This is a genomic window from Enterobacter mori (assembly GCF_025244905.1).
In the GTDB taxonomy this organism is placed as follows: domain Bacteria; phylum Pseudomonadota; class Gammaproteobacteria; order Enterobacterales; family Enterobacteriaceae; genus Enterobacter; species Enterobacter mori_A.
Map to the genome: position 1 here is coordinate 1,228,480 of NZ_CP104285.1, position 23,407 is coordinate 1,251,886.

General features: G+C 54.4%; 21 protein-coding genes and 2 pseudogenes. 7 read left to right on the top strand and 16 right to left on the bottom strand.

Translation table 11 applies throughout. The features are described from left to right. From N2K86_RS05740 to N2K86_RS05750, 3 genes are read right to left on the bottom strand one after another with little or no spacing between them, the layout of a single operon-like run. Window positions 1-543, bottom strand: a complete 543-nt coding sequence (locus N2K86_RS05740; RefSeq protein ID WP_260660789.1) for a 1,2-dihydroxy-3-keto-5-methylthiopentene dioxygenase — start codon at window positions 541-543, stop codon at window positions 1-3. After that, on the bottom strand, window positions 540-1,229 hold the full coding sequence (mtnC, locus tag N2K86_RS05745; RefSeq protein ID WP_260660790.1) for an acireductone synthase: 690 nt from the start codon (window positions 1,227-1,229) through the stop codon (window positions 540-542). Before mtnC ends, N2K86_RS05740 begins: the two co-directional genes overlap by 4 nt. After that, on the bottom strand, window positions 1,226-1,840 hold the full coding sequence (locus N2K86_RS05750; protein WP_260660791.1) for a methylthioribulose 1-phosphate dehydratase: 615 nt from the start codon (window positions 1,838-1,840) through the stop codon (window positions 1,226-1,228). Before N2K86_RS05750 ends, mtnC begins: the two co-directional genes overlap by 4 nt. 122 nt (window positions 1,841-1,962) lie before the next feature. On the opposite strand from N2K86_RS05750, the gene N2K86_RS05755 reads away from it, so the two are divergent. Then, complete coding sequence (locus tag N2K86_RS05755; protein WP_260660792.1) at window positions 1,963-3,123, top strand: pyridoxal phosphate-dependent aminotransferase; 1,161 nt, start codon at window positions 1,963-1,965, stop codon at window positions 3,121-3,123. Here N2K86_RS05755 and N2K86_RS05760 read toward each other — a convergent pair whose 3' ends face one another. From N2K86_RS05760 to citR, 3 genes are all read right to left on the bottom strand, one after another. Beyond that, complete coding sequence (locus tag N2K86_RS05760) at window positions 3,124-3,750, bottom strand: IbrB-like domain-containing protein (protein WP_260660793.1); 627 nt, start codon at window positions 3,748-3,750, stop codon at window positions 3,124-3,126. Then, on the bottom strand, window positions 3,735-4,958 hold the full coding sequence (locus N2K86_RS05765) for a phosphoadenosine phosphosulfate reductase (protein ID WP_048956873.1): 1,224 nt from the start codon (window positions 4,956-4,958) through the stop codon (window positions 3,735-3,737). Before N2K86_RS05765 ends, N2K86_RS05760 begins: the two co-directional genes overlap by 16 nt. A 173-nt stretch (window positions 4,959-5,131) precedes the next feature. Beyond that, complete coding sequence (gene citR, locus N2K86_RS05770; RefSeq protein WP_260660794.1) at window positions 5,132-6,031, bottom strand: DNA-binding transcriptional repressor CitR; 900 nt, start codon at window positions 6,029-6,031, stop codon at window positions 5,132-5,134. Window positions 6,032-6,667: 636 nt separating this feature from the next. On the opposite strand from citR, the gene ahpC reads away from it, so the two are divergent. The 3 genes and pseudogenes from ahpC (at window position 6,668) to N2K86_RS05785 (ending at window position 10,438) form a co-directional block, all read left to right on the top strand. After that, entirely contained in the window at window positions 6,668-7,231 is a 564-nt protein-coding gene (ahpC, locus tag N2K86_RS05775; protein WP_006818993.1) for an alkyl hydroperoxide reductase subunit C, read from the top strand. 186 nt (window positions 7,232-7,417) lie between these two features. Beyond that, on the top strand, window positions 7,418-8,983 hold the full coding sequence (gene ahpF, locus N2K86_RS05780) for an alkyl hydroperoxide reductase subunit F (protein WP_260660795.1): 1,566 nt from the start codon (window positions 7,418-7,420) through the stop codon (window positions 8,981-8,983). Window positions 8,984-9,081: 98 nt separating this feature from the next. Beyond that, window positions 9,082-10,438, top strand: a pseudogene (locus N2K86_RS05785) (IS3 family transposase). 50 nt (window positions 10,439-10,488) lie between these two features. Here N2K86_RS05785 and uspG read toward each other — a convergent pair. Beyond that, window positions 10,489-10,917 carry a universal stress protein UspG gene (gene uspG, locus N2K86_RS05790; RefSeq protein ID WP_260660796.1) on the bottom strand — a complete coding sequence of 143 codons (429 nt, stop codon included), beginning with the start codon at window positions 10,915-10,917 and terminating at the stop codon, window positions 10,489-10,491. A 181-nt stretch (window positions 10,918-11,098) separates the two neighbouring features. Between uspG and N2K86_RS05795 the strand changes: the two genes are divergently transcribed. Further along, window positions 11,099-12,337 (top strand): zinc-dependent alcohol dehydrogenase, encoded by a 1,239-nt coding sequence (locus N2K86_RS05795; protein ID WP_260660797.1) that lies wholly within the window; start codon window positions 11,099-11,101, stop codon window positions 12,335-12,337. Window positions 12,338-12,347: 10 nt separating this feature from the next. Here the strand turns inward: N2K86_RS05795 and yldA are convergent, their stop codons facing one another. Then, complete coding sequence (yldA, locus tag N2K86_RS22630; RefSeq protein ID WP_283095801.1) at window positions 12,348-12,437, bottom strand: small membrane protein YldA; 90 nt, start codon at window positions 12,435-12,437, stop codon at window positions 12,348-12,350. Window positions 12,438-12,565: 128 nt separating this feature from the next. Continuing rightward, entirely contained in the window at window positions 12,566-12,976 is a 411-nt protein-coding gene (gene rnk / locus N2K86_RS05800) for a nucleoside diphosphate kinase regulator (RefSeq protein WP_260660798.1), read from the bottom strand. Window positions 12,977-13,225: 249 nt separating this feature from the next. On the opposite strand from rnk, the gene N2K86_RS05805 reads away from it, so the two are divergent. Continuing rightward, window positions 13,226-13,846, top strand: a complete 621-nt coding sequence (locus N2K86_RS05805; protein WP_260660799.1) for a flavin reductase family protein — start codon at window positions 13,226-13,228, stop codon at window positions 13,844-13,846. Window position 13,847: 1 nt separating this feature from the next. Then, window positions 13,848-14,693 carry a helix-turn-helix transcriptional regulator gene (locus tag N2K86_RS05810; protein ID WP_260660800.1) on the top strand — a complete coding sequence of 282 codons (846 nt, stop codon included), beginning with the start codon at window positions 13,848-13,850 and terminating at the stop codon, window positions 14,691-14,693. A 3-nt stretch (window positions 14,694-14,696) separates the two neighbouring features. Here N2K86_RS05810 and ptsP read toward each other — a convergent pair whose 3' ends face one another. The 7 genes and pseudogenes from ptsP to dcuC form a co-directional block, all read right to left on the bottom strand. Then, window positions 14,697-17,192 (bottom strand): phosphoenolpyruvate--protein phosphotransferase, encoded by a 2,496-nt coding sequence (ptsP, locus tag N2K86_RS05815; protein WP_260660801.1) that lies wholly within the window; start codon window positions 17,190-17,192, stop codon window positions 14,697-14,699. A 22-nt stretch (window positions 17,193-17,214) separates the two neighbouring features. Beyond that, window positions 17,215-18,255, bottom strand: a complete 1,041-nt coding sequence (gene ypdE / locus N2K86_RS05820; RefSeq protein ID WP_260660802.1) for an aminopeptidase — start codon at window positions 18,253-18,255, stop codon at window positions 17,215-17,217. Then, window positions 18,255-19,340, bottom strand: coding sequence for an aminopeptidase (gene ypdF / locus N2K86_RS05825; RefSeq protein WP_260660803.1), 1,086 nt, complete (start codon window positions 19,338-19,340; stop codon window positions 18,255-18,257). The genes ypdE and ypdF overlap by 1 nt, the downstream gene beginning before the upstream one ends. 11 nt (window positions 19,341-19,351) lie before the next feature. After that, window positions 19,352-20,602, bottom strand: a complete 1,251-nt coding sequence (locus N2K86_RS05830) for a PTS fructose transporter subunit IIC (protein WP_260660804.1) — start codon at window positions 20,600-20,602, stop codon at window positions 19,352-19,354. Between the two features lie 27 nt (window positions 20,603-20,629). Next, the gene (locus tag N2K86_RS05835) at window positions 20,630-20,956 is read right to left on the bottom strand and encodes a PTS fructose transporter subunit IIB (RefSeq protein ID WP_260660805.1); all 327 of its coding nucleotides are present in this window, start codon (window positions 20,954-20,956) and stop codon (window positions 20,630-20,632) included. Window positions 20,957-21,129: 173 nt separating this feature from the next. Further along, window positions 21,130-21,939, bottom strand: a complete 810-nt coding sequence (rna, locus tag N2K86_RS05840) for a ribonuclease I (protein ID WP_260660806.1) — start codon at window positions 21,937-21,939, stop codon at window positions 21,130-21,132. A 94-nt stretch (window positions 21,940-22,033) separates the two neighbouring features. After that, a pseudogene (gene dcuC, locus N2K86_RS05845) lies at window positions 22,034-23,401 on the bottom strand (anaerobic C4-dicarboxylate transporter DcuC). Between the last annotated feature and the right edge of the window lie 6 nt (window positions 23,402-23,407).

A 23,407-nucleotide genomic window follows, 5' to 3' on the forward strand; every position in this document is an offset into this window, starting at 1 on the left:
TTATGCCAGCCTTGGATACGCATCCGCGATCGCATCACCCGTAAACTGGGCCACCCATCCCTCAGGGTTATCGAAAATACGAATCGCCGTAAAGTTTGGCTCTGAGCCCATATCAAACCAGTGCGGCGTGCCCGCGGGCACGGAGATCAGGTCGTTTTTCTCGCAGAGCACCTGATACACCTCATCGCCGATGTGCAGGCAGAACAAGCCCGCGCCTTCCACGAAAAAGCGTACTTCATCCTCGCCGTGGGTGTGTTCGTTCAGGAACTTCGCGCGCAGCGTCTCTTTCTGCGGGTTGTCGGCGCGCAGGCTGATCACGTCCCAGCTCTGATAGCCTTTCTCCGCCACCAGTTTGTCGATGGCATGCTGATACGCCGCGATCACGGCTTCGGGCGCGGGATCCTGTCCTAAATCGCGATCCGCCGCCCAGCGTTCAAACCGCACGCCTTTGGCGTTGAGCTGTTGGGCGATCTCGGCGGCGTCGGTGCTGTGCCATTGATGCTTACTGGCGTCTTTATCGGAATAAATGGTCAATGCGCTCATGAAGGGATCTGCTCCGGATTTATCTCGTCAAACTGGTGGACCTGATGGTGGTGGCTTGCACCGTCATCATCACCGCGAATCAGCTGCAGGGTGCGAAAACCTGCCTGTTCAGCCGCGTCCAGCTCCTGATGGATATCGGAGAGGAACAGGATCTGCGACGGGGCGATGCCCGTTTGCGCCGCGATGTTCTGATAAGACTGAACCTCGCGCTTGGCGCCGATGTGGGTATCAAAATAGCCGCTGAACAGATGAGTAATATCACCTTCATCGCTGTAGCCAAATAACAGTTTCTGCGCGGCGACAGAGCCCGAGGAATAAACATAGAGATCAATCCCTTGCGCTTTCCATTTTTCCAGCGCAGGCAGTACGTCCGGGTAGAGGTGACCGGTAAAGTCGCCGTTAACGTAGCCGTCGTGCCAGATGATCCCCTGCAGCGCTTTGAGCGCCGTGGACTTGCGGTCTTCATCCATAAAGGCAAACAGGGCGTCGATAAGCTCGCTGACGCTGGCGTGCGGGTTACCGATTTCATCACGCAGGTTGTCCAGAATGGTTGTGACCGGCTCGGCGTACTGCTGCGCGGTCACGAAGGCCGCCAGCCGCTCGCGCGCGTAGGGGAACAAAACATCATGGACAAAACGAATATCGCTGGTGGTCCCTTCAATATCCGTCACAATCGCGCGAATCATACTCTCTCCAGTTGTCGTAAACGCATTTCACATTCAAACAGGAATTCCAGTCCTTCCAGATGACGGCGGGCTTCGGCCACGTCGCGTCCCCAGCAGGTTAAGCCATGACCGCGCAGAAGAAAACCATAATTAAGCGGGCATTCCTGCGCGTAATGGGCGATGCGCGAGGCGAGGGCGTCGATGTCCTGGTCGTTATCAAAGACCGGGATGGAAACCGTATCCAGATGCGTGGTCTGTCCGGCGAGGGATTTTTGCATCTCAAAGCCGCTGATGTTGAGCTCGGCCTCTTTCACCAGGCGCGACAGCACCGTGGCGTTAACGGTGTGAACGTGCAGCACGGCGTTAGCTTCCGGGAACAGACGATAGATAAGGGTGTGCAGCCCGGTCTCTGCTGACGGTTTGCGCCCGGACGGCGCGCGGTTGGTGGCGATTTCGACCTGCAGAAAATCCTCCGTCGTCAGGCTGCCTTTGTCTTTACCGGATTCGCTGAGCCAGCACAGATGTTCATCCTGACGCACCGACATGTTACCGCCGGTGGCGGGAGCCCAGCCTTTGGCACCAATCCAGCGGCAGGCGTCGACCAGATGTGTAAGTTGCAGGTTGTCTGTCATTTCCTTTTACCCTCGCGGCCAGGAATATTCATATGGTTTAGACGTCTAAGCGTCTTGATTGCCAAAGACTAACATCGTGTTATAGTGTCAGCAACATAAGTATTACACGCAGGCACAGTACAATGAGCAATAACGCATTGATTCCGCAGAGTAAACTTCCGAATCTCGGCACTACTATCTTTACGCAGATGAGCGCCCTGGCGCAGCAGCACAATGCCATTAACCTCTCGCAGGGGTTCCCGGATTTTGACGGCCCGCGCTATTTGCAGGAACGTCTGGCTTACCACGTGGCGCAGGGGGCAAACCAGTATGCGCCGATGACGGGCGTGCAGGCGCTGCGGGAAGCCATTGCGGACAAAACGGCGGAGTTGTACGGCCACAGGCCCGATGCGAACAGCGACATTACGGTGACGGCGGGGGCGACCGAAGCGCTATATGCGGCCATTACCGCGCTGGTGCGCACCGGTGATGAGGTGATCTGCTTTGACCCAAGCTACGATAGCTACGCGCCTGCCATCGAGCTTTCCGGCGGCGTAGTGAAACGCGTGGCGCTGCAGCCGCCGCATTTCCGTCCTGACTGGCAGGCATTCGCGGCACTGTTGAGTGATAAAACCCGCCTGGTGATCCTGAATACGCCGCACAATCCATCCGCAACGGTGTGGCAGAAAGCCGATTTCGCGGCGCTGTGGCAGGCGATTGCAGAACGTGAGATCTACGTGCTGAGCGATGAAGTGTACGAACACATCTGTTTTGCAGAAGAAGGACACGCCAGCGTGCTGGCCCATCCGCAGCTGCGCGAGCGCGCCGTCGCCGTCTCGTCGTTCGGCAAGACCTATCATATGACCGGCTGGAAAGTGGGTTACTGCGTGGCACCGGCCGCCATCAGCGCCGAGCTGCGTAAAGTGCACCAGTATCTGACCTTTGCGGTGAACACGCCCGCCCAGCTGGCGCTGGCGGATATGCTGCGCGCCGAGCCGGAGCACTACCGCGAGCTGCCGGACTTTTACCGCGCGCGCCGGGATCTGTTTGTGAATGCGCTCAGCGAAAGCCGTCTGGAGATTTTACCGTGCGAAGGAACGTATTTTCTGCTGGCCGACTACAGCGCAATCTCCGATCTGGATGACGTCAGTTTCTGCCAGTGGTTGACCAAAGAGGCAGGCGTGGCCGCCATACCGCTGTCGGTCTTCTGTGCCGATCCCTTCCCGCATAAACTGATCCGTCTCTGTTTTGCGAAGCAAGAATCGACACTGCTGTTGGCGGCCGAACGCCTGAATGCGCTCTGATTATTTCACCGTCCAGGCTTCTGAATAACGACGGTCTGCGAACAGTTCCAGCAGGCCGTTGATTTGCTTGAGGCGCAACACCTCATCGCTGTCCATACCGAGCTCTTTGCCAATTTTTTGCTCGTTCCAGCCAAGCTGCGCCAGTTCACGGACGATTTCTGCCATCGCGTTGATCTGGTGTCGTCCACGCGCCCGGTTGTGGCGAATGGTTGCGGCCATTCGATCGTGTTTATCCTGGCGCTCGCGGCGCAGGCAGGTGACGGGAAGATACCCTTTTAGCTCTCGCTTTAGCGCTGCCCGCGTGCTGCCGATTTCATGGCGATGAAAACCGTCCACGATTTCGTAATGCTGCGGGTCACTTTCAGTTACTACGATAGGTTGAGTGAATCCATCCAGCTCCAGCGACTTCGTGAGTAGCCGCTTTTCCGGTGGGGCAACGTTATTGGGATTGTAATCATTGGCCGTAAGACGATCCTGTTTAACCCAGAGCACGCAGTCGACAGGCTGCTCGCGAAAAGGGCTGTGCTGATGTATGACCTGGCGAAACGCATTGATGGCGTTAATGCGATCCTCTTCAGGAAGGGACTGAAGGTACGTTTCGATCTCTGAGATTATTCTTTGTCGCATAAAATTCCCCACTCCTTGCGTTTTGCCTTCACTCTTTCACTGTAGCGTTGATAGTGTTTGGGTTTGTTAGGGCTGAAAGAGAGCGCCCGGCACCAGTAGTCGTTATTGAGTAAAACCTTACAAATTCGGCGCCAGGAGGGGATATCTTTTGAGCCAATGTCCCCTTCCTGCGTATCGGGAATATCGTCCATGCCCCGCTTTTGATACCAGTGCAAATACACCGCGATTTTGTTGCGGTAATGCTCTGCCGTCGTTTGCGGCATGCTGTCGAGCAGCAGCATGGCATACGCGTACCAGCTCAGGTGGTCGGGTTTCAGGATCTTCCTGTGGCCGTAGAAATGGTTATCGTGCCCGGCGTAAATTCCGCCGCTGCTCGCACCGCTGACGCGTTCACACATAACGGCCCAGCGTTCAGGCTCGACCACGTGATACAACCACAAACCCTGACGTTGTTCTGGGCCAAAGGGTTCGCAGATGCGCATATAGCGTGGCGGGACCCCAGCCTGAAACATGAGATTGTACAGAGGGTTATAGCATTCTCCCGTTTTGGCGAACCACGTCCAGATATCCGCGGTTTTCCAGTCGTAAAGCGGGTAGATGTACCACGCGTGCCCGCCCGGGGCGATGGTTGTCCAGGGTTTATCATCGGCGAAACGCTGCTTGCGGGCGTTGGCGATGGTTAAAAAGCGGTTGTAGGATTCATCGGCGCGTATGCCCACCAGCATTGCGGCAGGGCGATGCTGTGCAAACCAGTCAGAAAACGCACGGACAAAGGCTTCAAACGTCATGCCCGGCTGGTAGAAATCGAAGTAATCAGGGGCGGTTATCGCCTCTTCGGGCGGCTGGCGAACCCACGGTTTGCCCGGCTCCCAGCATTGCCATTCGGGCTGGTATTGCGACAGGGCGTTTTGCGTCGTGAGTGGCAGAGCGACCCACCAGTATTTTGCAATCACATCGCCATACTGCTGGAGCATTCTATTTACATGCTCAATGGTGTAAGTGAACTGCGCTTCCCAGTCTATAAAGAGCAGATGAATTTTCTTGCCCATTTTTCGGGCTTGTTGAGCCGTCAAATGCAGCATGATGGTCGAATCTTTCCCGCCTGAAAATGAAACACAAACCATCGGGAGATTCTCAAGCGTCCATGCGATGCGGTCTACCGCGGCCTCAAGGACATTTTGGTTTAGTGGATACTTATACATTGACAAGGTAAATGCCTCCCTGCAAATAAATACCGGATGGGTGTCAATAATCAAGAGAGAGTAATATTAGGTAAAAATAGGATGAGGTAAATGAAAAAGAGAAATGTTTTTCTTAATTATAAATGTGGGTTATGTATTGCAGGAAAGTAAATGGCTGCGGTAAACGCAGCCATCGCCATTTAATTTTCTGCAACCTGGCCGATAAATGATGAGAAAATTGAACTGTTCAAGGCTGAACGGTTATAGATCATAAAAACGTCCAGCGGAGGAAGCATAAACGGTGCATCTAATTTCTTGAGTCTCAGAACATGTTTGTATTTTTCATAAAATATCTCCGGCACGTATCCGACCAAATGCGAGGCACTGATCATGGCCATAATAGTGAATACGGAGTCACAACGAAAACCGATTGTCTTGTCAGCATGCACTTTTTCAACCATAGATTGATAGCTCTTTACGCCGGGTTCGTCGCTCATGAAAACAGTAAACTTCTCTTCGTTAAGTTCCTCCATCGTGACAACATCCTTCATACGCGGATGATCCTGGCTGCATACCATAACCATTGAATAGGAAGCGTAAGGCACACAGATCATTGAACGGTTGCTCACCGGCGCCATGGAGAAGATGAGATCTGCTTTACGGTAGGCCAATAGGTCTTCTGCAGAATCCGCAGTAAGCAGCATATCATGAAGCTCGATCTGATAATTATGCTCTCTCATCAATAGCTTAAGCGGATCCAGTAGATTTTCAGTGGTCAGGATCTGCGGGCAATAGAGGATAAAGTTCTTCTTCAGCACGGAGCCATGCATGATGTTTATCGTCTGCTCCAGCTGATTAAGATTTTGCTCAAGATGATGGTGGAGATTGATGCCCACCGTGGTTGGCGTGATCCCCTTACCGGAACGAATAAACAGCGGGTCGTTGAGCTGGCTACGCAGGCGCTGAAGTGACTGACTGACCGCAGAGGGGGTAATGTAGAGTGTTTCTGCTGCCTTGCTGATGCTCAAGTGTTGAAAGATACATTCAAAAATGACCAGCAGGTTAAGGTCGAATTTTTTCAGATCGTAGAGGTTTGCCATGTTTCATCCTGAGTACGCTGTGTTGCGTTATCACATAACTGATAACTATAGGAGTAAGTTAACCTTTTATCATCCATGAGAATAACTTACTTAATTAACGATTTATTTTCGCTTAATATATCACGAAGGTAGATTAATGAAATAGATCTTCAATGAGTATTAAGATACTTTTATCTTTAAAAGTGCGATTCCTTTCATTGAAATAGTTTTCATTTATATATAGATAATAATCATCATTCTTATCTATTTCTCCCTGCCTGGGCACCAAAGGAAATAAACGACAGCACATGTTCGTTAAAACCTATCACAGCCATAGATAGGATTGCCGCTCAGGTGCATTGCTCTTACGCTGGACGGGTGTTGTAATCATTCGGCTGTTATTGCCTTGATATAAGGTTATAGAGCGCAACGCAACGCCAGCTTCGGCTGGCACTGAATGTACCTGCGGGGAGTTCAGGTATCAGGGCCGCCCGTTGAGGCGGCCTTTTTACTTTCGGGCGCCCTTTAATAAGGTTCACCTTGCTGTCTTGTTGATGTTGTAAGGTTTGGCTGATTGATTTGATAAAGCATACGCATTAGCCCCGATGAAGAAAGTTGGTTACCTTACATCTCAACGAAAACACGGAGGAAGTACAGATGTCTTTGATTAACACTAAAATTAAACCTTTCAAAAACCAGGCGTTCAAAAACGGTGAATTCATCGAAGTTACCGAGAAAGATACCGAAGGCCGCTGGAGCGTGTTCTTCTTCTATCCGGCTGACTTTACCTTCGTTTGCCCGACTGAACTGGGCGACGTAGCAGACCATTACGAGGAACTGCAGAAGCTGGGCGTAGACGTTTACTCTGTTTCTACCGATACCCACTTCACCCACAAAGCATGGCACGGCAGCTCTGAAACCATCGCGAAAATCAAATACGCGATGATCGGTGACCCGACTGGCGCCCTGACCCGTAACTTCGACAATATGCGTGAAGATGAAGGCCTGGCCGACCGTGCGACCTTCGTTGTTGACCCGCAGGGCATTATCCAGGCTATCGAAGTTACCGCTGAAGGTATCGGCCGTGACGCATCTGACCTGCTGCGTAAAGTGAAAGCCGCTCAGTACGTGGCTTCTCACCCAGGCGAAGTGTGCCCGGCGAAATGGAAAGAAGGCGAAGCGACGCTGGCTCCATCTTTAGACCTGGTCGGTAAGATCTAAGTCTGTAAAGCCTGGCGGCCCGCGCTTGCACAGGCCTACAGTATCGTAGGCCGGGTAAACGAAGTGCCACCCGGCAATCAACGGGCGCCCCCCGCGCCCGTTTCATCTAACTCCATGATGCAAGTTGCATTCAGGCCGCCCGATTAAGGCAGCTTGCATGATGACGTTTTAAGAGAGGGAAGAATAATGCTCGACACTACGATGAAAACCCAGCTCAAGGCCTACCTTGAGAAGCTGACCAAACCCGTTGAGCTGATTGCCACGCTGGACGACAGCGCGAAATCGGCAGAGATCAAGGAACTGCTGGCGGAGATCGCCGAACTGTCACCGAAAGTGACCTTCAAAGAAGATAATGCGCTTGCAGTCCGTAAGCCCTCTTTCCTGATTACCAACCCAGGCTCCGACCAGGGGCCACGCTTTGCCGGTTCTCCGCTGGGCCATGAATTTACCTCACTGGTGCTGGCGCTGCTGTGGACCGGTGGTCATCCGTCAAAAGAAGCGCAGGCGCTGCTGGAGCAGATCCGCGATATCGACGGTGACTTTGAGTTTGAAACTTACTACTCACTCTCCTGCCACAACTGCCCGGACGTGGTGCAGGCGCTGAACCTGATGTCAGTCCTGAACCCGCGCATTAAGCACACGGCGATTGACGGCGGTACCTTCCAGAATGAAATCACCGATCGCAACGTGATGGGCGTTCCGGCGGTCTATATGAACGGCAAAGAGTTCGGCCAGGGCCGTATGACGCTGACTGAAATCGTTGCCAAAGTGGATACCGGTGCTGAAAAGCGTGCGGCGGAAGCGCTGAACAAACGCGATGCCTACGACGTGCTGATCGTCGGTTCCGGCCCTGCGGGTGCGGCTGCTGCGGTGTACTCCGCGCGTAAAGGTATCCGTACCGGCCTGATGGGCGAACGCTTTGGTGGCCAGGTGCTGGATACCGTAGACATCGAAAACTACATTTCCGTGCCGAAAACGGAAGGTCAGAAACTGGCAGGTGCACTGAAAGCGCACGTCAGCGACTACGACGTGGACGTGATCGACAGCCAGAGCGCCAGCAAGCTGGTTCCTGCAGCGGTCGAGGGTGGTTTACACCAGATTGAAACCGCGTCCGGCGCGGTGCTGAAAGCACGCAGCATTATCATTGCCACCGGCGCGAAATGGCGCAACATGAACGTCCCGGGCGAAGATCAGTATCGCACCAAAGGCGTGACCTACTGCCCGCACTGCGACGGCCCGCTGTTTAAAGGGAAACGCGTGGCGGTGATCGGCGGCGGTAACTCCGGCGTGGAAGCGGCAATCGACCTGGCGGGTATTGTTGAACACGTGACGCTGCTGGAATTTGCACCAGAGATGAAGGCGGACCAGGTTCTGCAGGATAAAGTCCGCAGCCTGAAAAACGTCGATATCGTGCTGAACGCGCAGACCACGGAAGTGAAGGGCGACGGCAGCAAAGTGACCGGGCTGGAATACCGTGACCGCGTGAGTGGTGATGTTCACAGCGTGGCACTGTCAGGCATCTTCGTACAGATTGGTCTGCTGCCTAACACGACCTGGCTGGAAGGCGCGATTGAGCGCAACCGCATGGGCGAAATCATCATTGATGCGAAGTGTGAAACCAGCGTGAAGGGTGTATTTGCCGCAGGCGACTGCACCACCGTGCCGTATAAGCAGATTATCATCGCCACCGGCGAAGGTGCGAAAGCGTCACTGAGTTCGTTTGACTACCTGATTCGCACCAAAACAGCATAATAAAAGAAAGTAAGACGACACCTGCAATAGCTAGAGGCCACCGAAATGAAGTGAACCCCGAAAGTTGGACATCCAACGATTAGGGGTTTTGCGTTTCAATGGGCAGAAAAAAATATTCATCTGAATTCAAGCAACAAGTTGTTCTCCACTATCTGAACAGTGGTGACGGTGCAAAGAAAACGGCCAGGCTGTTCGGCGTCGATCACGGAGCGGTCAGACGCTGGACTGAACACTGGAAAGTGAACGGGGTGAACGGTTTTTCCATTCCTACCAGAGCTTACTCTGCTGAGTTCAAAGAGTCTGTTGTGCTCTGGATGCAGCAACATAACAAGTCATCCCGGAAAGCTGCGGCGGAGTTTTGCATCGCAACCGCTTATACTGTCAGCAAGTGGGAGCGCCTTTACCGTGAAGGCGGTGTTATTGCCTTACAAGATAAACCCAGAGGGCGTCCGGTGAAGTCTGGTAAGAACGAACGTCAATAAAATAAAAAAAAAATTCCCCTCCAGCGTTTCAGAGCGTTGAAGAAGAGCTTGAATACTTGAGGGCGGAAAATGCCTACCTAAAAAAGCTTCAGGCCTTGATTCGGGAAAAGCAGAAGACAAAGCAAAAATAATTACCGAATTGAGGCAAAACCATAACCTGAGGATGCTGCTTCATATAGCAGGATTGCCTCGCAGCACTTACTACTGGCACGTTAGGGCGGAGGACAGTGGAGAGCGCTATGAGGGCGAACAGCAAAGAATAGCCGCACTGTTTCATTATCATAAAGGACGATATGGTTACCGCCGCATTACCCTGGCGTTGCGCAATGAAGGCTACGGCATAAATCATAAAACAGTACGAAAACTGATGCGTAAGATGGGGCTGGCCTCATGCCTGAGAAGCAAGAAGTATCAGTCATACAAAGGTACCTACGGTAAAATCGCACCAAACATCCTGTCTCGTAATTTTAAGGCCAGCAGTCCAAACCAGAAATGGGTTACAGACGTGACCGAGTTCAACGTAAAAGGGACAAAGCTATATTTGTCACCAGTGCTGGATCTGTATAACAGCGAGATAATAGCCTGGCATATGACGACGCATCCGGGAATGAACCTGGTCGACAACATGCTCAGCAAGGCCATACAGCGGCTAAAGCCAGATGAAAGACCGATACTGCACTCTGATCAGGGCTGGCAATATCAGATGGCACGGTATCAGGAAAAGCTTAAGGTTAAAGGTATAGAGCAAAGCATGTCGCGCAAAGGAAACTGTCTGGACAATGCAGTGATAGAAAACTTTTTTGGTCTGTTGAAGACAGAATGTTGGTACCACGAAGAGTATGAAAATACGGACCATCTACGAAAAGTAGTGGAAGAGTACATCCATTATTACAACAACGAACGAATCAAGCTAAAACTAAACGGCCTGAGTCCAGTACAATACCGAACTCAGGCTATGTCAGCCGCCAGTTAAGAAAGTGTCCAATATATGGGGTTCACTTCAGAAAGGTGGCCTCTGTTTTTTTATCTGACCACCATTACCGGAATATGGGTGTGGCGGATCACGCTGGAGGCGTTAGAGCCCAGCAGGTGAGTGGTGATCGACGGATTACGCGAACCAATAACCACCACGTCGGCGTTTAACTCTCCCGCCAGTTCATTTACGGCGTCACGCACGCTGCCAAAACGGACGTGGGTTTTAATGCGTGAAGGGTCGATGGTGAAATGCTCTACCATGGTTTGCAGGCGCGTTTCCGCTTCGTGCTGCAGATGCTCTTCGAAGCGGCGCACGTCGGCGGCAAAGCGGTGCAGGCTAAGGCTGGCCGAGCCCGGCAACACGTGCAACAGATGAATGATTCCGTCCTGCTGCGCGAGGAACTCCGCGTGGCGAACAGCCTTGTCGCTCAACTCCATCTCAAAAACATCAACCGGCATAATGATTGTCTGGTACATACCCGTTACTCCTTGTTTATAAACGCTGAAATCATTCAAACATAAAATATTATCGGTTTCTGTAACCGCGACAGCACTTTTGTATTCCGCCAGGATAAATCTCAAAACGCCCGGATTTCAGGGCTGATCCTCAGAGGACGCTACCCTTTTAGAAGCTCACTCACATCCTCCCGGAGGTCGCATGAAAGCACTCACGTACCACGGTCCACACCATGTTCGCGTTGATAATGTTCCCGATCCCGTCATTGAACAACCTGACGATATCATCCTGCGCGTCACGGCGACGGCGATTTGTGGATCCGATCTGCATCTTTACCGCGGTAAGATCCCGAAGGTCGAGCACGGCGACATTTTTGGCCATGAATTTATGGGCGAAGTGGTCGAAACCGGCAGGGATGTGAAGAACTTGCAGAAGGGCGAGCGGGTGGTCATCCCCTTCGTGATTGCCTGTGGCGACTGCTTTTTTTGCCGTCTGCAACAGTATGCGGCCTGCGAGAAAACCAACGCCGGGCAGGGCGCGGCGCTGAATAAAAAGCAAATTCCCGCGCCTGCCGCGCTGTTTGGTTACAGCCACCTTTACGGCGGCGTGCCGGGAGGACAGGCGGAATACGTTCGCGTGCCGAAAGGCAATGTCGGACCGTTCAAGGTGCCGCAACTGTTGTCAGATGACAAAGCGCTGTTCCTCTCAGATATTTTGCCCACAGCCTGGCAGGCAGCAAAAAACGCGCAGATTGCAAAAGGCTCGAGCGTAGCAGTTTTCGGCGCGGGACCCGTCGGTTTGCTGACCATCGCCTGCGCACGGCTGTTAGGGGCTGAACAGATCTTTGTCATTGACCATCATCCGTACCGGCTTCAGTTTGCTCAGGAACGTTACGGTGCCATTCCCATTAACTTTGATGATGATAACGACGCGGCGGAAAAAATCATTGAGCAGACGGCAGGGCAGCGCGGCGTGGATGCGGTGATTGACGCGGTCGGGTTTGAAGCCAAGGGCAGCACCACTGAAACCATTCTCAGTAATCTCAAGATTGAAGGAAGCAGTGGTAAAGCGCTACGCCAGTGTATCGCGGCCGTAAGACGCGGTGGGGTGGTGAGCGTGCCGGGCGTCTATGCCGGGTTTATTCATGGGTTCTTATTTGGCGACGCCTTTGATAAAGGGATCAGCTTTAAGATGGGGCAGACGCACGTTCATGCCTGGCTGGGCGAGTTGCTGCCACTGATTGAAAAAGGGTTGCTGACGCCGGAGGAGATCGTCACGCACTATCTGCCTCTGGCCGATGCTGAACGTGCGTACAAAATTTTTGAGAAACGGGAAGAGGCATGTCGCAAAGTCATTCTGGTCCCCGGCGCGGAAAGCCCCGAGGCGGCAGAGCAGCAGGTTAAAGGGCTGGTTAACGCTTTCCCCGGCGGGGTAGTGTGAGCGGTGTCATTTACCAGTGGCGTTCAAGATACAGCACGGCCATGACGATAATCGCCAAAAAAATGAGAAAAATAAGTGTGATAGCCAGTATCTCACTCATGACCGTCCCCGCGGCACCAAAACAGATTAAGCGTGGATTAAGGTGATTTTGAGCGATATAGGACAATCGGGTGAAATGACGAAAAGAGGATGCCAGTGCATCCTCTTTGCAGGGCAGGAAGCGCGGGATTAACGCAGGTAATCGCCTGCAGCTTCTGGCTGGTAGAGCAGCTCAAGCACTTCCAGATGCGTCGACGCGCCACCCGGTAGTTCCCAGTGAATGGTATCACCTGCGCGCAGTCCCAGCAGGGCCGCGCCCACGGGCGCCAGGACGGAAAGCTGCGCGCTACTGTCGGTCATCTGCGCGGGATAAACCAGCGTGCGGGTCAACTCTTCACCCGTCGTCAGGTTACGGAATTTGACCTGGCTGTTCATGGTCACCACGTCATGCGGCATGGTCTCAGGCGTACACATCTGCGCGCGGTCAAGCTCCTCGTTCAGCGCATCGGCTACCGGGAGAGAAGCGAATTCGGGTTTCTCCAGAAGTCGGTCAATACGTTCTGCGTCGAGTTCATTAATGATAATTGTGGGTCTGGACATTTATTACTCCATGTCGTGAATACTGCGTGTAACGCAGAAACCAATCCAAAAGAAAACCCTCGCCGTCTGGCAGCGAGGGTTTAACTCTCCCGATGATACTGGCTGAGCGTGCAAGTTTGAAGTGATGAAGGTCACATTCATGGCCCATATGAATTTTCGCTGAAATTTATTCAGTCTTCATTCCGGGCGGAATACGTTACGCTGAGTGTCCTGAACCTGGGCGTTGCGCCCCACCAACGAGAGAGAACTATGTACTTCTACCAACCGTCTCAGGGTCACGGCCTGCCGCACGATCCGCTGAACGCCATTATTGGTCCACGCCCGATTGGCTGGATCTCCTCCTGCGACACGAACGGCCTGCTTAACCTCGCGCCGTATAGCTTCTTTAACTGTTTCAACTATCGGCCACCGATCATTGGTTTTTCCAGCAACGGCTGGAAAGACAGCGTGCGCAATATTCACGAGACTGGCGAGTTTGTCTGGAATCTGGCCACGCGCGATCTGGCTGAAGCGATGAACATCACCTCGGCGACGCTTCCTCACGGTGAAGACGAGTTTACCGCTGCGGGATTAACGCCCGTTGCCAGCCAACGGGTGAAGGCACCCCGCGTGGCAGAGAGTCCGGTAAACTTTGAGTGCCGCCTGTCGCAGTGTATACAGTTGACCGGCGCAGACGGCACGCCAGTGGACACCTGGCTGGTATTGGGGGAAGTGGTCGGCATTCATATTGCTGATGCGCTGCTGGAAGAGGGCATTTACCAGACCGCGAAAGCGCAACCCATCCTGCGTGCGGGTGGGCCAACGGCGTATTACGGAATCAGCGACGAACACCGGTTCGACATGGTGCGTCCGGATGCGCGCAGGGGGTAATATGCCTGACAACCGACTTCCCGCCGATCAGCAGTTTTTTGCTGAATTGCTGAGCGGGCTGGTGCTTAATCCGCATCAACTGGGGCGCGTCTGGTTTGCTCGCCCATCCGCCTCAGCGCCTGCCGGGAGTTTCCGCCTGGAATGGCCCAGGCTTGAGGTCGTGCTGCGCGGTGTTTATGGCAACAAACTTATCCCGGAGCAAAAGGGAATCTCCCAGGGGGAGATGTTGTTTCTGCCTGCTCATGCGGTCAATGTGCCGATGATTGAAAAGCCAGTCATGTTACTGAGTCTTGTCTTTGCTCCTTCCTGGCTGGGCCTGGCATTTCAGGCCACAGGTCATGGGCAGCCGCAGCGGAAGATGGAACTTCCCCATTCGGAAAGAGGCGAGTGCACAGCAATGCTGATGGCGCTCACTCATCTGAGTGCATCACCACAGGATCAGGCTATTATTCAACCGTTGACGCTCAGCCTGCTTCACTGGTGTCGTAAGGTCGTCTCTTCACGCCCGGAACCGGGGCTTTCACGTCGGGATTTTCTTTATCAGAGTATCTGTAACTGGCTGGAGATTAACTATGCCGAACCCCTCTCGCGGGAGAGCGTTGCGGCACTGTTCACTATTTCCCCTAACCATCTGTCGCGCCTCTTTTCACAGCAGGGCACCATGAGCTTTGTCGATTACGTTCGTTGGGTTCGAATGGGAAAAGCGCGCACTATTCTGCAAAAATACCACCTGCCGGTGGGCGAGGTGGCGAAGCGCTGCGGGTATCCCGACAGCGACTATTTTTCCAGGCTGTTCCGACGCCAGTTTGGACTGACGCCGGGGGAATACCGCGCCCGATTTCAGTAGTTGTCAGAAATTGATTTCGGCATTCAGCAGATCAAGGAGGCTTTGCGGCGAGTCTGCTGCAAAAAGCGCCTCCCGAAATGCCTTGTTCACCAGTTTTCGCGCAAGTTGGGAGAACACTTTGACGTGGTTGTTTCCTTCCTGCGCGCCGAGCGTCAGCATGATTACCAGCTCGACCTCGCCCATATCCGATTCCCAATCAATGGGCTTTTCCAGACGGGCAATGCTAATACTGGAATGGCGTATCCACTGAGATTTAGTGTGCGGGATCGCCACGCCAAATCCGACCGCGGTAGTAACAATCTCTTCGCGCTGCCAGATGTCTTCTTCCAGCTCGAGCGGGTTCCCGGTGCGTCCCTGAATCGCGAGGTTGCCACACAGGAACTGGAGTACCTGCTCTTTTGATGCGAGTGGTTCGTTAAAGGCGATGGTTTCCAGCGCCAGTAGCGGGCGAGGTGGCTCTTCTGGTGTGAAATCAGCCAGCAGCGTTTCTATCTCCTCTGCGCTGCGACAGTCGCAGGCCTTATCCGCCAGTGCCCGACAGGCCTCGCTTTCCAGTTGGCGAAGCTGTGCTTTCACCGCCGGAATGCGTGGTCCGCTCATGCTGAATTCAGCAATTCCGAGACCTAATAGCAGAGGGAGGTAACGACGTTCGCCGCCCAGCTCACCGCAAATACCGACCCATTTCCCGTGGCGTTGGGCGGTTGTGACTATCTGGCGCACCATGCGCAAAAATGACGGCGTGATCGGGTTATACAGCGGTGAAACCCGCGGGTTGTTGCGATCGACCGCGTAGAGGTATTGGGTCATATCGTTCGAGCCGATGCTGAAGAAATCGACCTCTTCACAGAAGTGATCGATGATAAAGCAGACTGAGGGCACCTCAACCATAATCCCCAGCGGCAGGCATGGCGTATGGCGTAACCCCTGTGCCGTCAGCTCTTCCCGGACTTTTTGCAACTCTTGTTTAACCCATAAAATCTGATCGAGATTGTGCACCATCGGGATCATCAGCAGTGCATTGCCGCTGGCGCCCGCGCGTAGAATGGCGCGCAGTTGGGTACGAAACAGGTGAGCAAATTCCGGGTAAATGCGTACCGCACGGTAGCCGAGGAAGGGGTTCTCCTCCTGCGGAATACTGAGATAGGGGATCTGCTTATCGCCGCCAATGTCCATTGTGCGGAAAATGACGGGCTTGCCTTCTGCGGAGAGTAACACCTGCTGGTAGGCTTCAAATTGCTCTTGTTCATCCGGCGCACTCTCGCGGTCCATATAGAGCATTTCAGTGCGAAACAGGCCCACGCCCTGCGCGCCACAGGCGAAGGCACCGGGAGCCTCCAGTGCGCTGCCGATATTGGCAGCGATATCCACCGCCACGTTATCCCGGGTAAGCGCCGGTAGCCCGGCGTCTTTGATCTGCTGCTGATGGCGTTTGTCCGCCAGGCGTTGCGCCACGCTGTAGTAGTGATTCACGGCCTCATCAGGCTCCGTGACCAGTACGCTACAAACACCGTCCAGAATCACCTCTTTGCCCGTATACGGCTCCAGAGAGGTAACCGCCAGGCCGCTCAGCACCGGAATTGACGCGGCGCGTGCCAGAATTAAGGTGTGCGAGGTGCGCCCGGTTTTCTCCAGCACCATGCCTTTCAGGTAGTGGGTATCAAGACTTAAAAACTGGCTGGGCGTTAAATCTTCGGCCAGCAGAATGGTTGGCGCATCGAGTGTGAACGCGGCTGTTTGCTGGAGTTCAGGCCAGGTAATATTGAGCAGTTGCTCACTGATGTCGCGAATATCGCTGACGCGCTCGCGGAGATAGTCGCTGGCGGAGAGTGACAGCTTATCGCAAATCTGCTCCATGTTGCGAATGATAGCCCCGGCAAGGCTCAGTCGCTCTTCATTGATAAGGCGGCGGATATTGCCACCGAATTCGTCATCCTGAATCAGCGAAAGATGGGCGCTGATAATGGTTTTGCTTTCCCCTTCCAGACCGCGCAGGCGCTGGTTAAGCTGCTCTGCCAGCGTTGCCAGGCTGTGTTCCAGCCGGGTGGTATCTTCCGGCGTGGCCGGGTTCTGGCGGTAACGCTGCAGGTTATCGCTCTGCCAGCCACGCAATGTGCCCGCGCCAATACCGCTGGCAAGCGTAATGGCGTGCTGCAGTTGCGGGGTGAGCCGCAGAAGCGAGCGGGGAAGGGGATGTGCGATGTGCGGTGCGTCGCCAGAGGGAATGCTGTCGCTGTCGATGAATAGCGTATTGATATACTGCTCAAGTGTGCGTCTGGCCTGCTCTTCATCGCTGCCGCTGATCTCCAGCACGCAACTGTCGTTAAACAGCGTGCCGGTGCTTATCAGCGCCAGCGAGCTTTTGGCATCCGCGTGGGTATTCAGCCGCTTATTAATAAAGCAAATGTCGCTGCGCCACATGCTGCACTGCTCCTTTAACGCCCAGGCTGGCCGTGCGTGCAGGCCGTTGGGCAGCGGGCAGAAAAACTCAATTGAAAGCATACTTTCTCCTTACCGCGTGAGATCAGCACCTGAAATCCGTCAGGTGAGCCACGGTCTCACGGTTCATGCATGCCGCCAGGGCGACAAGCAATTGATGGGTGTGATGAATGTCTTTTTCATCGGCAATGGATGCCGCGCAATGGCCATGCCGGGTTGGCGGCCCGAGTACCACGGTGGGAACACCCGTGCCGGAAAGATGCACTGCGCCACCGTCGGTACCGCCGTTGCTGAACATGTCTTTTTGCAGCGGTATGCCTAATGGGCATGCCACTTTTTCAATGAAGGCGGTTAATTTCGGTGGGGCGATAAGCGTTTTGTCATACAGCACCAGCATCGGACCCGCGCCGATTTGTCGATGATTTGCGCTGCCGTAATCAAAGTTTTTTGACCAGCAGGCGGTATCAAGCACCAGGGCAATGTCGGGTTGAATCACGCGTGTGGCGGTCTGTCCGCCACGCAGGCCGACCTCTTCACTGGAGCTGGCCACCAGCCACAGCTCGCAGTCGAGCGGAGCCTGATGCAGTTCGCGCAGCAGAGCGATCAGCAGGTAGCAGCCCAGCCGGTCGTCAAAGGCTTTGCCCATCACCCGACTGTTTGGCAGGGTTTGGAAGGGGGTGTCAAAGGTGACGCGGTCGCCTGCGTCAATGCCGCTGTCAAACACCTCTTGCGCAGACGTTGCGCCGATGTCGACACGCAGATTGTCTACGGTATCGCCTTTAACGTCACCGTCGAGCAGACCAGGGATTTTAACGCCGGTGCGTGTAGTGATGCGAACCGGCTGAAGCGTGCGCGCCATCATGCGTACGTTGCCAATCGGCAGCACGTCAATGGCGCCTTCACGGGATACGCTGCGCACCATAAAACCGACTTCATCCATATGGGCGCAAATCATCACCTTCGGCCCGGTGCTTTGGTTCACGCGGATGAGCACGGAGCCGAGGCCGTCAAACTGTACCTCTTTATGGAGCTTGTGCGCCTCCGCGATCAGGATGTCGCGCACTTCCTGCTCTGAGGCCGCGATGGCATCGGCTTCGCTCAGTGCGCGCAGTAATTCGTGGTCCATCAGTGTTCTCCCGTCAGCAGCAGCGTTTTATCCATGGTGTATAGCACCTCGGCTCCCGTCTCCGTTACCAGAACGACGTCTTCAATCCGCACGCCACCTGCGCCCTCCAGGTAGATCCCCGGTTCGACGGTCAAGAGCATTCCGGGCTGCAGCAGCGTGGTATCAGTTGGGGAAAATCGTGGATTTTCATGGACATCAATGCCGATGGCATGCCCGGTATTGTGGCCGAACTGCGGACCGTAGCCCGCAGATTCAATGACCGAACGTGCAGCGTTATCCACCTGCCGGCACGGAATACCCGGACGAATGGCCTGAATTGCTGCCAGTTGCGCCTTCAGCACGGTCTGGTAGATCGCATAGAGCGGATGTTCCTCAGGTGCCTGGTGCTGCCCGGCGACAAGGAAAGTCCTCGTCATGTCCGAGCAGTATCCCTGGTGTTGGGCGCCAAAATCGAGGGTGATCAGCTCGCCTGCATGAATCACCTTGTCAGAGGCTTTTCCGTGCGGCAGTGCGCCGCGTGGCCCGCTGGCAACGATGGTGTCGAAAGAGGGTTTTTCCGCCCCCTGCAGTTTCATAAACCACTCCAGCTCGGCTGCGACCTCGCGCTCGCGCATGCCGGGCTGGATAAAGCGGCGGATATGCTGTGCGGCGCTGTCGGCAATGCGACAGGCCGCACGAATGCGGGCAATTTCGTCCGCCGTTTTTATTTGCCGCAGGGTGTCGAGGGAGATACCGCAAAGCGTTGTATTCAGCGTGTCGCGCCACTGACAGCCGGTTTGCCAGCTGACGTGCTCACCTTCGAACCCCAGCGTGGCGAGGTTTTCCTCGGCAATGAGGCGGTTCATTACCGTGGCAAAGGGGTTTGCTGCCTCGAGCAGATGCATCTGGTAGCCTGCCGCATGCGGGGCGATATCGTGGTAATAGCGAAAATCCACCAGAATATGCGCGCGCGTTTGAGTCACCAGCACGTAGCCCGATCCGGTTGAAATACCCAGGTGCGGCTGTTTGTTCTGACGCGAGGCGATCAGCACGCCATCCAGTTTTTCTGCTGCCAGCCAGTGGCGAAGCGTTGTCAGTAAATCCATTATTCACCCCATTACAGCGTATCGATGGCGAGTTTTCCGCGTTTATGCATGCTGTTGCGGATCGTGACCACCAGCAGCGCTGTAATGACCGCACCGACAAGGATGCTTAGCATATAGGCACCGAGATTGGTCACCAGCGGCCACGCCCAGATGGCAGATTCCGGGAACCACTGAACGGCACCAAGCGCGGTTGCGGTCATCGCCCCGGCGATAGCCCCGATCATATACGCAGGCAGCGTTGCGAGCGGGTTTTCCAGCAGGAACGGGATGGCCCCTTCGCTGATCCCCATAAAGGCCAGGAACATCGCCGTTTTACCCTGCGGATAAAGTTGCGGGCTGAACAGGCGTTTACCGGTCAGGCGATGGTCGATAAGCGTTGCCAGGCCCAGACCAATAGGCGGGATGACAATCGCCACGGCGCGAGAGGTGATCGGCAGCACGTGATCGGTGGTGAGCCCCAGCCCGACGAAACCCGCCGCTTTGTTGATGGGGCCGCCGAGGTCAATGGCGGTTGCGGCAGCCATACCAATGGCGTACATCATTGAACCTGCCTGACCTGCAGCGAGCAGCAGGGTGCGCATGCCTGCGTTTAACCAGCCGCCAATAGGGGTGATGACGTAGTACATCGCCAGCATCACGAACAGGGCAGAGATAATCGGGATCAGGAACGTGCTTTTGAAGGCCAGCAGATACTGTGGCACGCTGATTTTGGTGTTCAGCCACTTCACCAGGTAGCCTGCGGCAATGGCGATAATCAGTGCACCAATAAAGGTGGACGGTACCGGTTTGGTGGCAAGCCAGGTCAGTTTTTCCGGGTCAAAATTTAGCACCAGCGTAGGCTGTGTGGCGACAAGACCGCCGATAAAGCCTGCCGGAAAGGCCAGTTTGCCGCCGATGGAGTTGGCAACAAACGCGGAGAACATCGGAATGGCGAAGCTGAACAACAGTCCACCGAACGATTCTGTCAGGTAGCCGAACTTCAGCACCGAGAGGTTAAACCCGGTAAATTTTCCCGAGTTTAGCGCATCCATAATGCCGGTATCAGGTGGGATCTCCAGCCAGACGTAAGCGATAAGTTGTGAAATAGCGAGGATCACCCCGCCCATGATGAGCGTTGGCACCATGCGGGAAATACCCGACATAATGTGCTGAGGCAGCTCTTTCCAGAAGGTATTGCCCGCCGTGACCGGCGCGGGTTTGATTGCGAGCGTATCGCCCTCGTGACTTTCCGGGCGAACCGCACTGCGTTTTTTAATTGCCATGACGAAAACCCCTGAGGTTGAAGATTATTATTGTTGTTCTGCCGCGATCATCTCTTCGATCTCTTTCAGGGTGCCCGCCGCGTTTTTAATGGCGTCCTGAAGCGTAATCTCGTAGACGTCGCGCGTTTCAAAGCGCTCGTTGTCTTCCGGGGTGATGGCGATGGCATGGATGATAATGTCGGCTTCGGCGATATCCTGCGCCGTTAAGCGATTCTGGATCCCATCTGCACCCTGCGTTTCAATTTTGACCTCGTAACCGGCTTCTGTGGCGGCATCCTCCAGCGCCTGAGCGGCCATAAAGGTATGTGCCAGGCCCATCGGGCAGGCGCACAGTGCGATCAATTTTTTAGCCATGTGAAATTCCTCCTGTAGATGACGCCACGATTATGGCGGGGAGGTTTCGTTTGTGTTTACCGGATAAATGATGCAATAGCTGGATGAATAATGCAGGTGTGCAAAAGTGTGACGCCTGGCGTCATATAACGGAAAAGAATGAAAGACCGGGCATGAGGATGCCCGGAATGCGATCAGTAACCGATTTTGTCGATCACAAACTGTTTGCCGCAGTTACCCGGATGTGGCTGCGGTGCGAAAGAAGCGGCAGAAAGCGGGTTATTGATGGTGTCGGCTTTTAAGGAGATCTGCATTTCCGTGAGGTAAGCCGGACTGCCATTACAGGTAAGTTTGAATGCTTTGACGTTCTCTTTACCCCAACTTTTGGCAACGGCATGATCAAACTCGCGACGGCTTACGGTTTTACCGTAGTTATCCGCCAGGAATTGACCTACCGCGCTGGTTTTAACCTCCTGATTTAAACGCACCATCGTGCCAAAGTAAGCGTCCGGATCAAACCCGAAGCAGACGCCGTGTTTGGCATATTCGTAACGTTCCAGGCAGGAGTTGCCGCCCGCGCCGGGCATGACGCTGTTAAGTTTTGCGGCACCAGACAGAGACAGACCGGTTTCAGCGGCAGAACATTTGCGGCTTGCTTTTGCTTCTGGCATGTTCGGAATGGGGCGGGTGGCGCAGCCAAAACGCATCCAGCGGCGCTCATCTACGCCTCTGGACGCTATTGATTTAGGCAGGCCAGGCCACAAACCGTGCACGGTCAGGAAATCAGTTTTGCTGGCGCTCTCTTTTTGCAGGCGACATTCATCGGGTTCATTGCGATTGCGTTCGACCATGCTCTGACAGAATCCGGTTTGCCAGGAGAGCGCCAGAACGTAGCGATCGAAATCGCCATATTGCGTTGCCTTGAGGGGTTCTGCTTGTGCGGAGAGGACACAAAGGGCAAGCGCCATAGCGCCAGATGGGATAGCGATATCCTTACTGAACATTTGATTTCCTGATCGATTGAGTGCGATTAATTTCTGGAAATTATTAAAGCACAAAAAGCGCCCGCAGGCGCTTTTTGGTTATCAGGAATTTGGCTTAGGCGGCGCCGGGAACCAGCACTTCCGTGGCGATGATTACGATGATCAGGCCGACCAGAACGGGTACCGATGTCCGCTTCACCACCTCAAACGGCGAGATTTTTGCCATACCGGCGACCGCAACCACCACACCGGATACCGGAGAAATGGTACGGCCCAGGTTTGAGGCCTGAAGCATTGGGATGGAAAGGTAAGCCGGGTTAATGCCAGAGGAGTGAGCCAGTTTCGGGATCATCTCAACGAAGGCGTAAAACGGCGCGTTACCGGAACCCGTAGTCATTGCCGCCAGCATGGTGAGGATCACCAGGACCAGCATCAGGATAATGCTGGCAGAGCCGAACGAGGTGGCGATGGAGATCAGGCTCTGAATAAAGCCGATGGTGCTGAGACCCTGAGCAAACACGCCTGCGGCAACCAGCAGCATCACGACGCCAGCAAACGCATCCGCCATCCCGCGATAGGCCACTTCCAGTCCTGAAAACACCTTCTGAGTGTTGAAGCCGCGCACAAATTCCAGCAAGGCAGCCAGCAGCATACAGATCACCAGAATGGTGATGATGTGCAGCTGTGGACCCCATTTGCCGTCAAAAACCAGTACCCCGATGATCGGGGTGAACGGCAGAATGGCGTAAAACGCGGGCGCAGTGGTGGTGATTTCACTCACGTCCAGCATTTCATGGCTGATGTTCTCTTTCTTATCGAGATAGCGCTGCCAGAAGAAGTGGGCGATGCCCATCCCCACGATGGCAACAATGGAGATGGGCAGCGTGGTTTTAAAGGCGAAATCGATGAGTGACATCTCCGCCGCTTTTGCCGCCAGCACAACGTCGCCGGAGGTTGGGGAGAGAATAATGGCTGCCGGAGACGCACAAATTGCCGCGGCCGCGCCACGGCTGATACCGACGTTGACCATAACCGGGAACAGCGTTGCCATGAGCAGTACGCCAAGGCCGGTTGCTGACGACACCGCAAGGGACATCAGGCAGGCGAGGAAATAGGCCGCGACCATGAGCAGATAGGGGGAGTTGATGTACTGCAGTGGTTTCGATGCCAGTTTAACCACCATATCGTTTGCGCCGATATGAGTCATATAGGCGGCAAAACCGCACAGCATCATAATCATCATGCCCAGGTCGCCGCCGCGGCTCATGAGCAGAATTTTTATATATTCAACAATGTCGGTGGCCGTATAGCCGGTGCTGGCTGCGCTGGCAGGTTACACCTGATGACCCATTAGCGCGCTAACAATCAGCAGCGTTAAGCCGCCGACAAATAATACGCCTGTGGCTGAGTACCCTTTAATGATGTAGCGAGCTACACCGACAATGACGACGACCCCGATAAGGAGTTCGATAAACGTAAGCATGATTTC

Coding starts and splice junctions, on each gene's coding strand:
- N2K86_RS05740 (WP_260660789.1), bottom strand. CDS start 543: ATGAGCGCATTGACCATTTATTCCGATAAAGACGCCAGTAAGCATCAA.
- mtnC (WP_260660790.1), bottom strand. CDS start 1,229: ATGATTCGCGCGATTGTGACGGATATTGAAGGGACCACCAGCGATATT.
- N2K86_RS05750 (WP_260660791.1), bottom strand. CDS start 1,840: ATGACAGACAACCTGCAACTTACACATCTGGTCGACGCCTGCCGCTGG.
- N2K86_RS05755 (WP_260660792.1), top strand. CDS start 1,963: ATGAGCAATAACGCATTGATTCCGCAGAGTAAACTTCCGAATCTCGGC.
- N2K86_RS05760 (WP_260660793.1), bottom strand. CDS start 3,750: ATGCGACAAAGAATAATCTCAGAGATCGAAACGTACCTTCAGTCCCTT.
- citR (WP_260660794.1), bottom strand. CDS start 6,031: ATGGCAAACCTCTACGATCTGAAAAAATTCGACCTTAACCTGCTGGTC.
- ahpC (WP_006818993.1), top strand. CDS start 6,668: ATGTCTTTGATTAACACTAAAATTAAACCTTTCAAAAACCAGGCGTTC.
- ahpF (WP_260660795.1), top strand. CDS start 7,418: ATGCTCGACACTACGATGAAAACCCAGCTCAAGGCCTACCTTGAGAAG.
- uspG (WP_260660796.1), bottom strand. CDS start 10,917: ATGTACCAGACAATCATTATGCCGGTTGATGTTTTTGAGATGGAGTTG.
- N2K86_RS05795 (WP_260660797.1), top strand. CDS start 11,099: ATGAAAGCACTCACGTACCACGGTCCACACCATGTTCGCGTTGATAAT.
- yldA (WP_283095801.1), bottom strand. CDS start 12,437: ATGAGTGAGATACTGGCTATCACACTTATTTTTCTCATTTTTTTGGCG.
- rnk (WP_260660798.1), bottom strand. CDS start 12,976: ATGTCCAGACCCACAATTATCATTAATGAACTCGACGCAGAACGTATT.
- N2K86_RS05805 (WP_260660799.1), top strand. CDS start 13,226: ATGTACTTCTACCAACCGTCTCAGGGTCACGGCCTGCCGCACGATCCG.
- N2K86_RS05810 (WP_260660800.1), top strand. CDS start 13,848: ATGCCTGACAACCGACTTCCCGCCGATCAGCAGTTTTTTGCTGAATTG.
- ptsP (WP_260660801.1), bottom strand. CDS start 17,192: ATGCTTTCAATTGAGTTTTTCTGCCCGCTGCCCAACGGCCTGCACGCA.
- ypdE (WP_260660802.1), bottom strand. CDS start 18,255: ATGGACCACGAATTACTGCGCGCACTGAGCGAAGCCGATGCCATCGCG.
- ypdF (WP_260660803.1), bottom strand. CDS start 19,340: ATGGATTTACTGACAACGCTTCGCCACTGGCTGGCAGCAGAAAAACTG.
- N2K86_RS05830 (WP_260660804.1), bottom strand. CDS start 20,602: ATGGCAATTAAAAAACGCAGTGCGGTTCGCCCGGAAAGTCACGAGGGC.
- N2K86_RS05835 (WP_260660805.1), bottom strand. CDS start 20,956: ATGGCTAAAAAATTGATCGCACTGTGCGCCTGCCCGATGGGCCTGGCA.
- rna (WP_260660806.1), bottom strand. CDS start 21,939: ATGTTCAGTAAGGATATCGCTATCCCATCTGGCGCTATGGCGCTTGCC.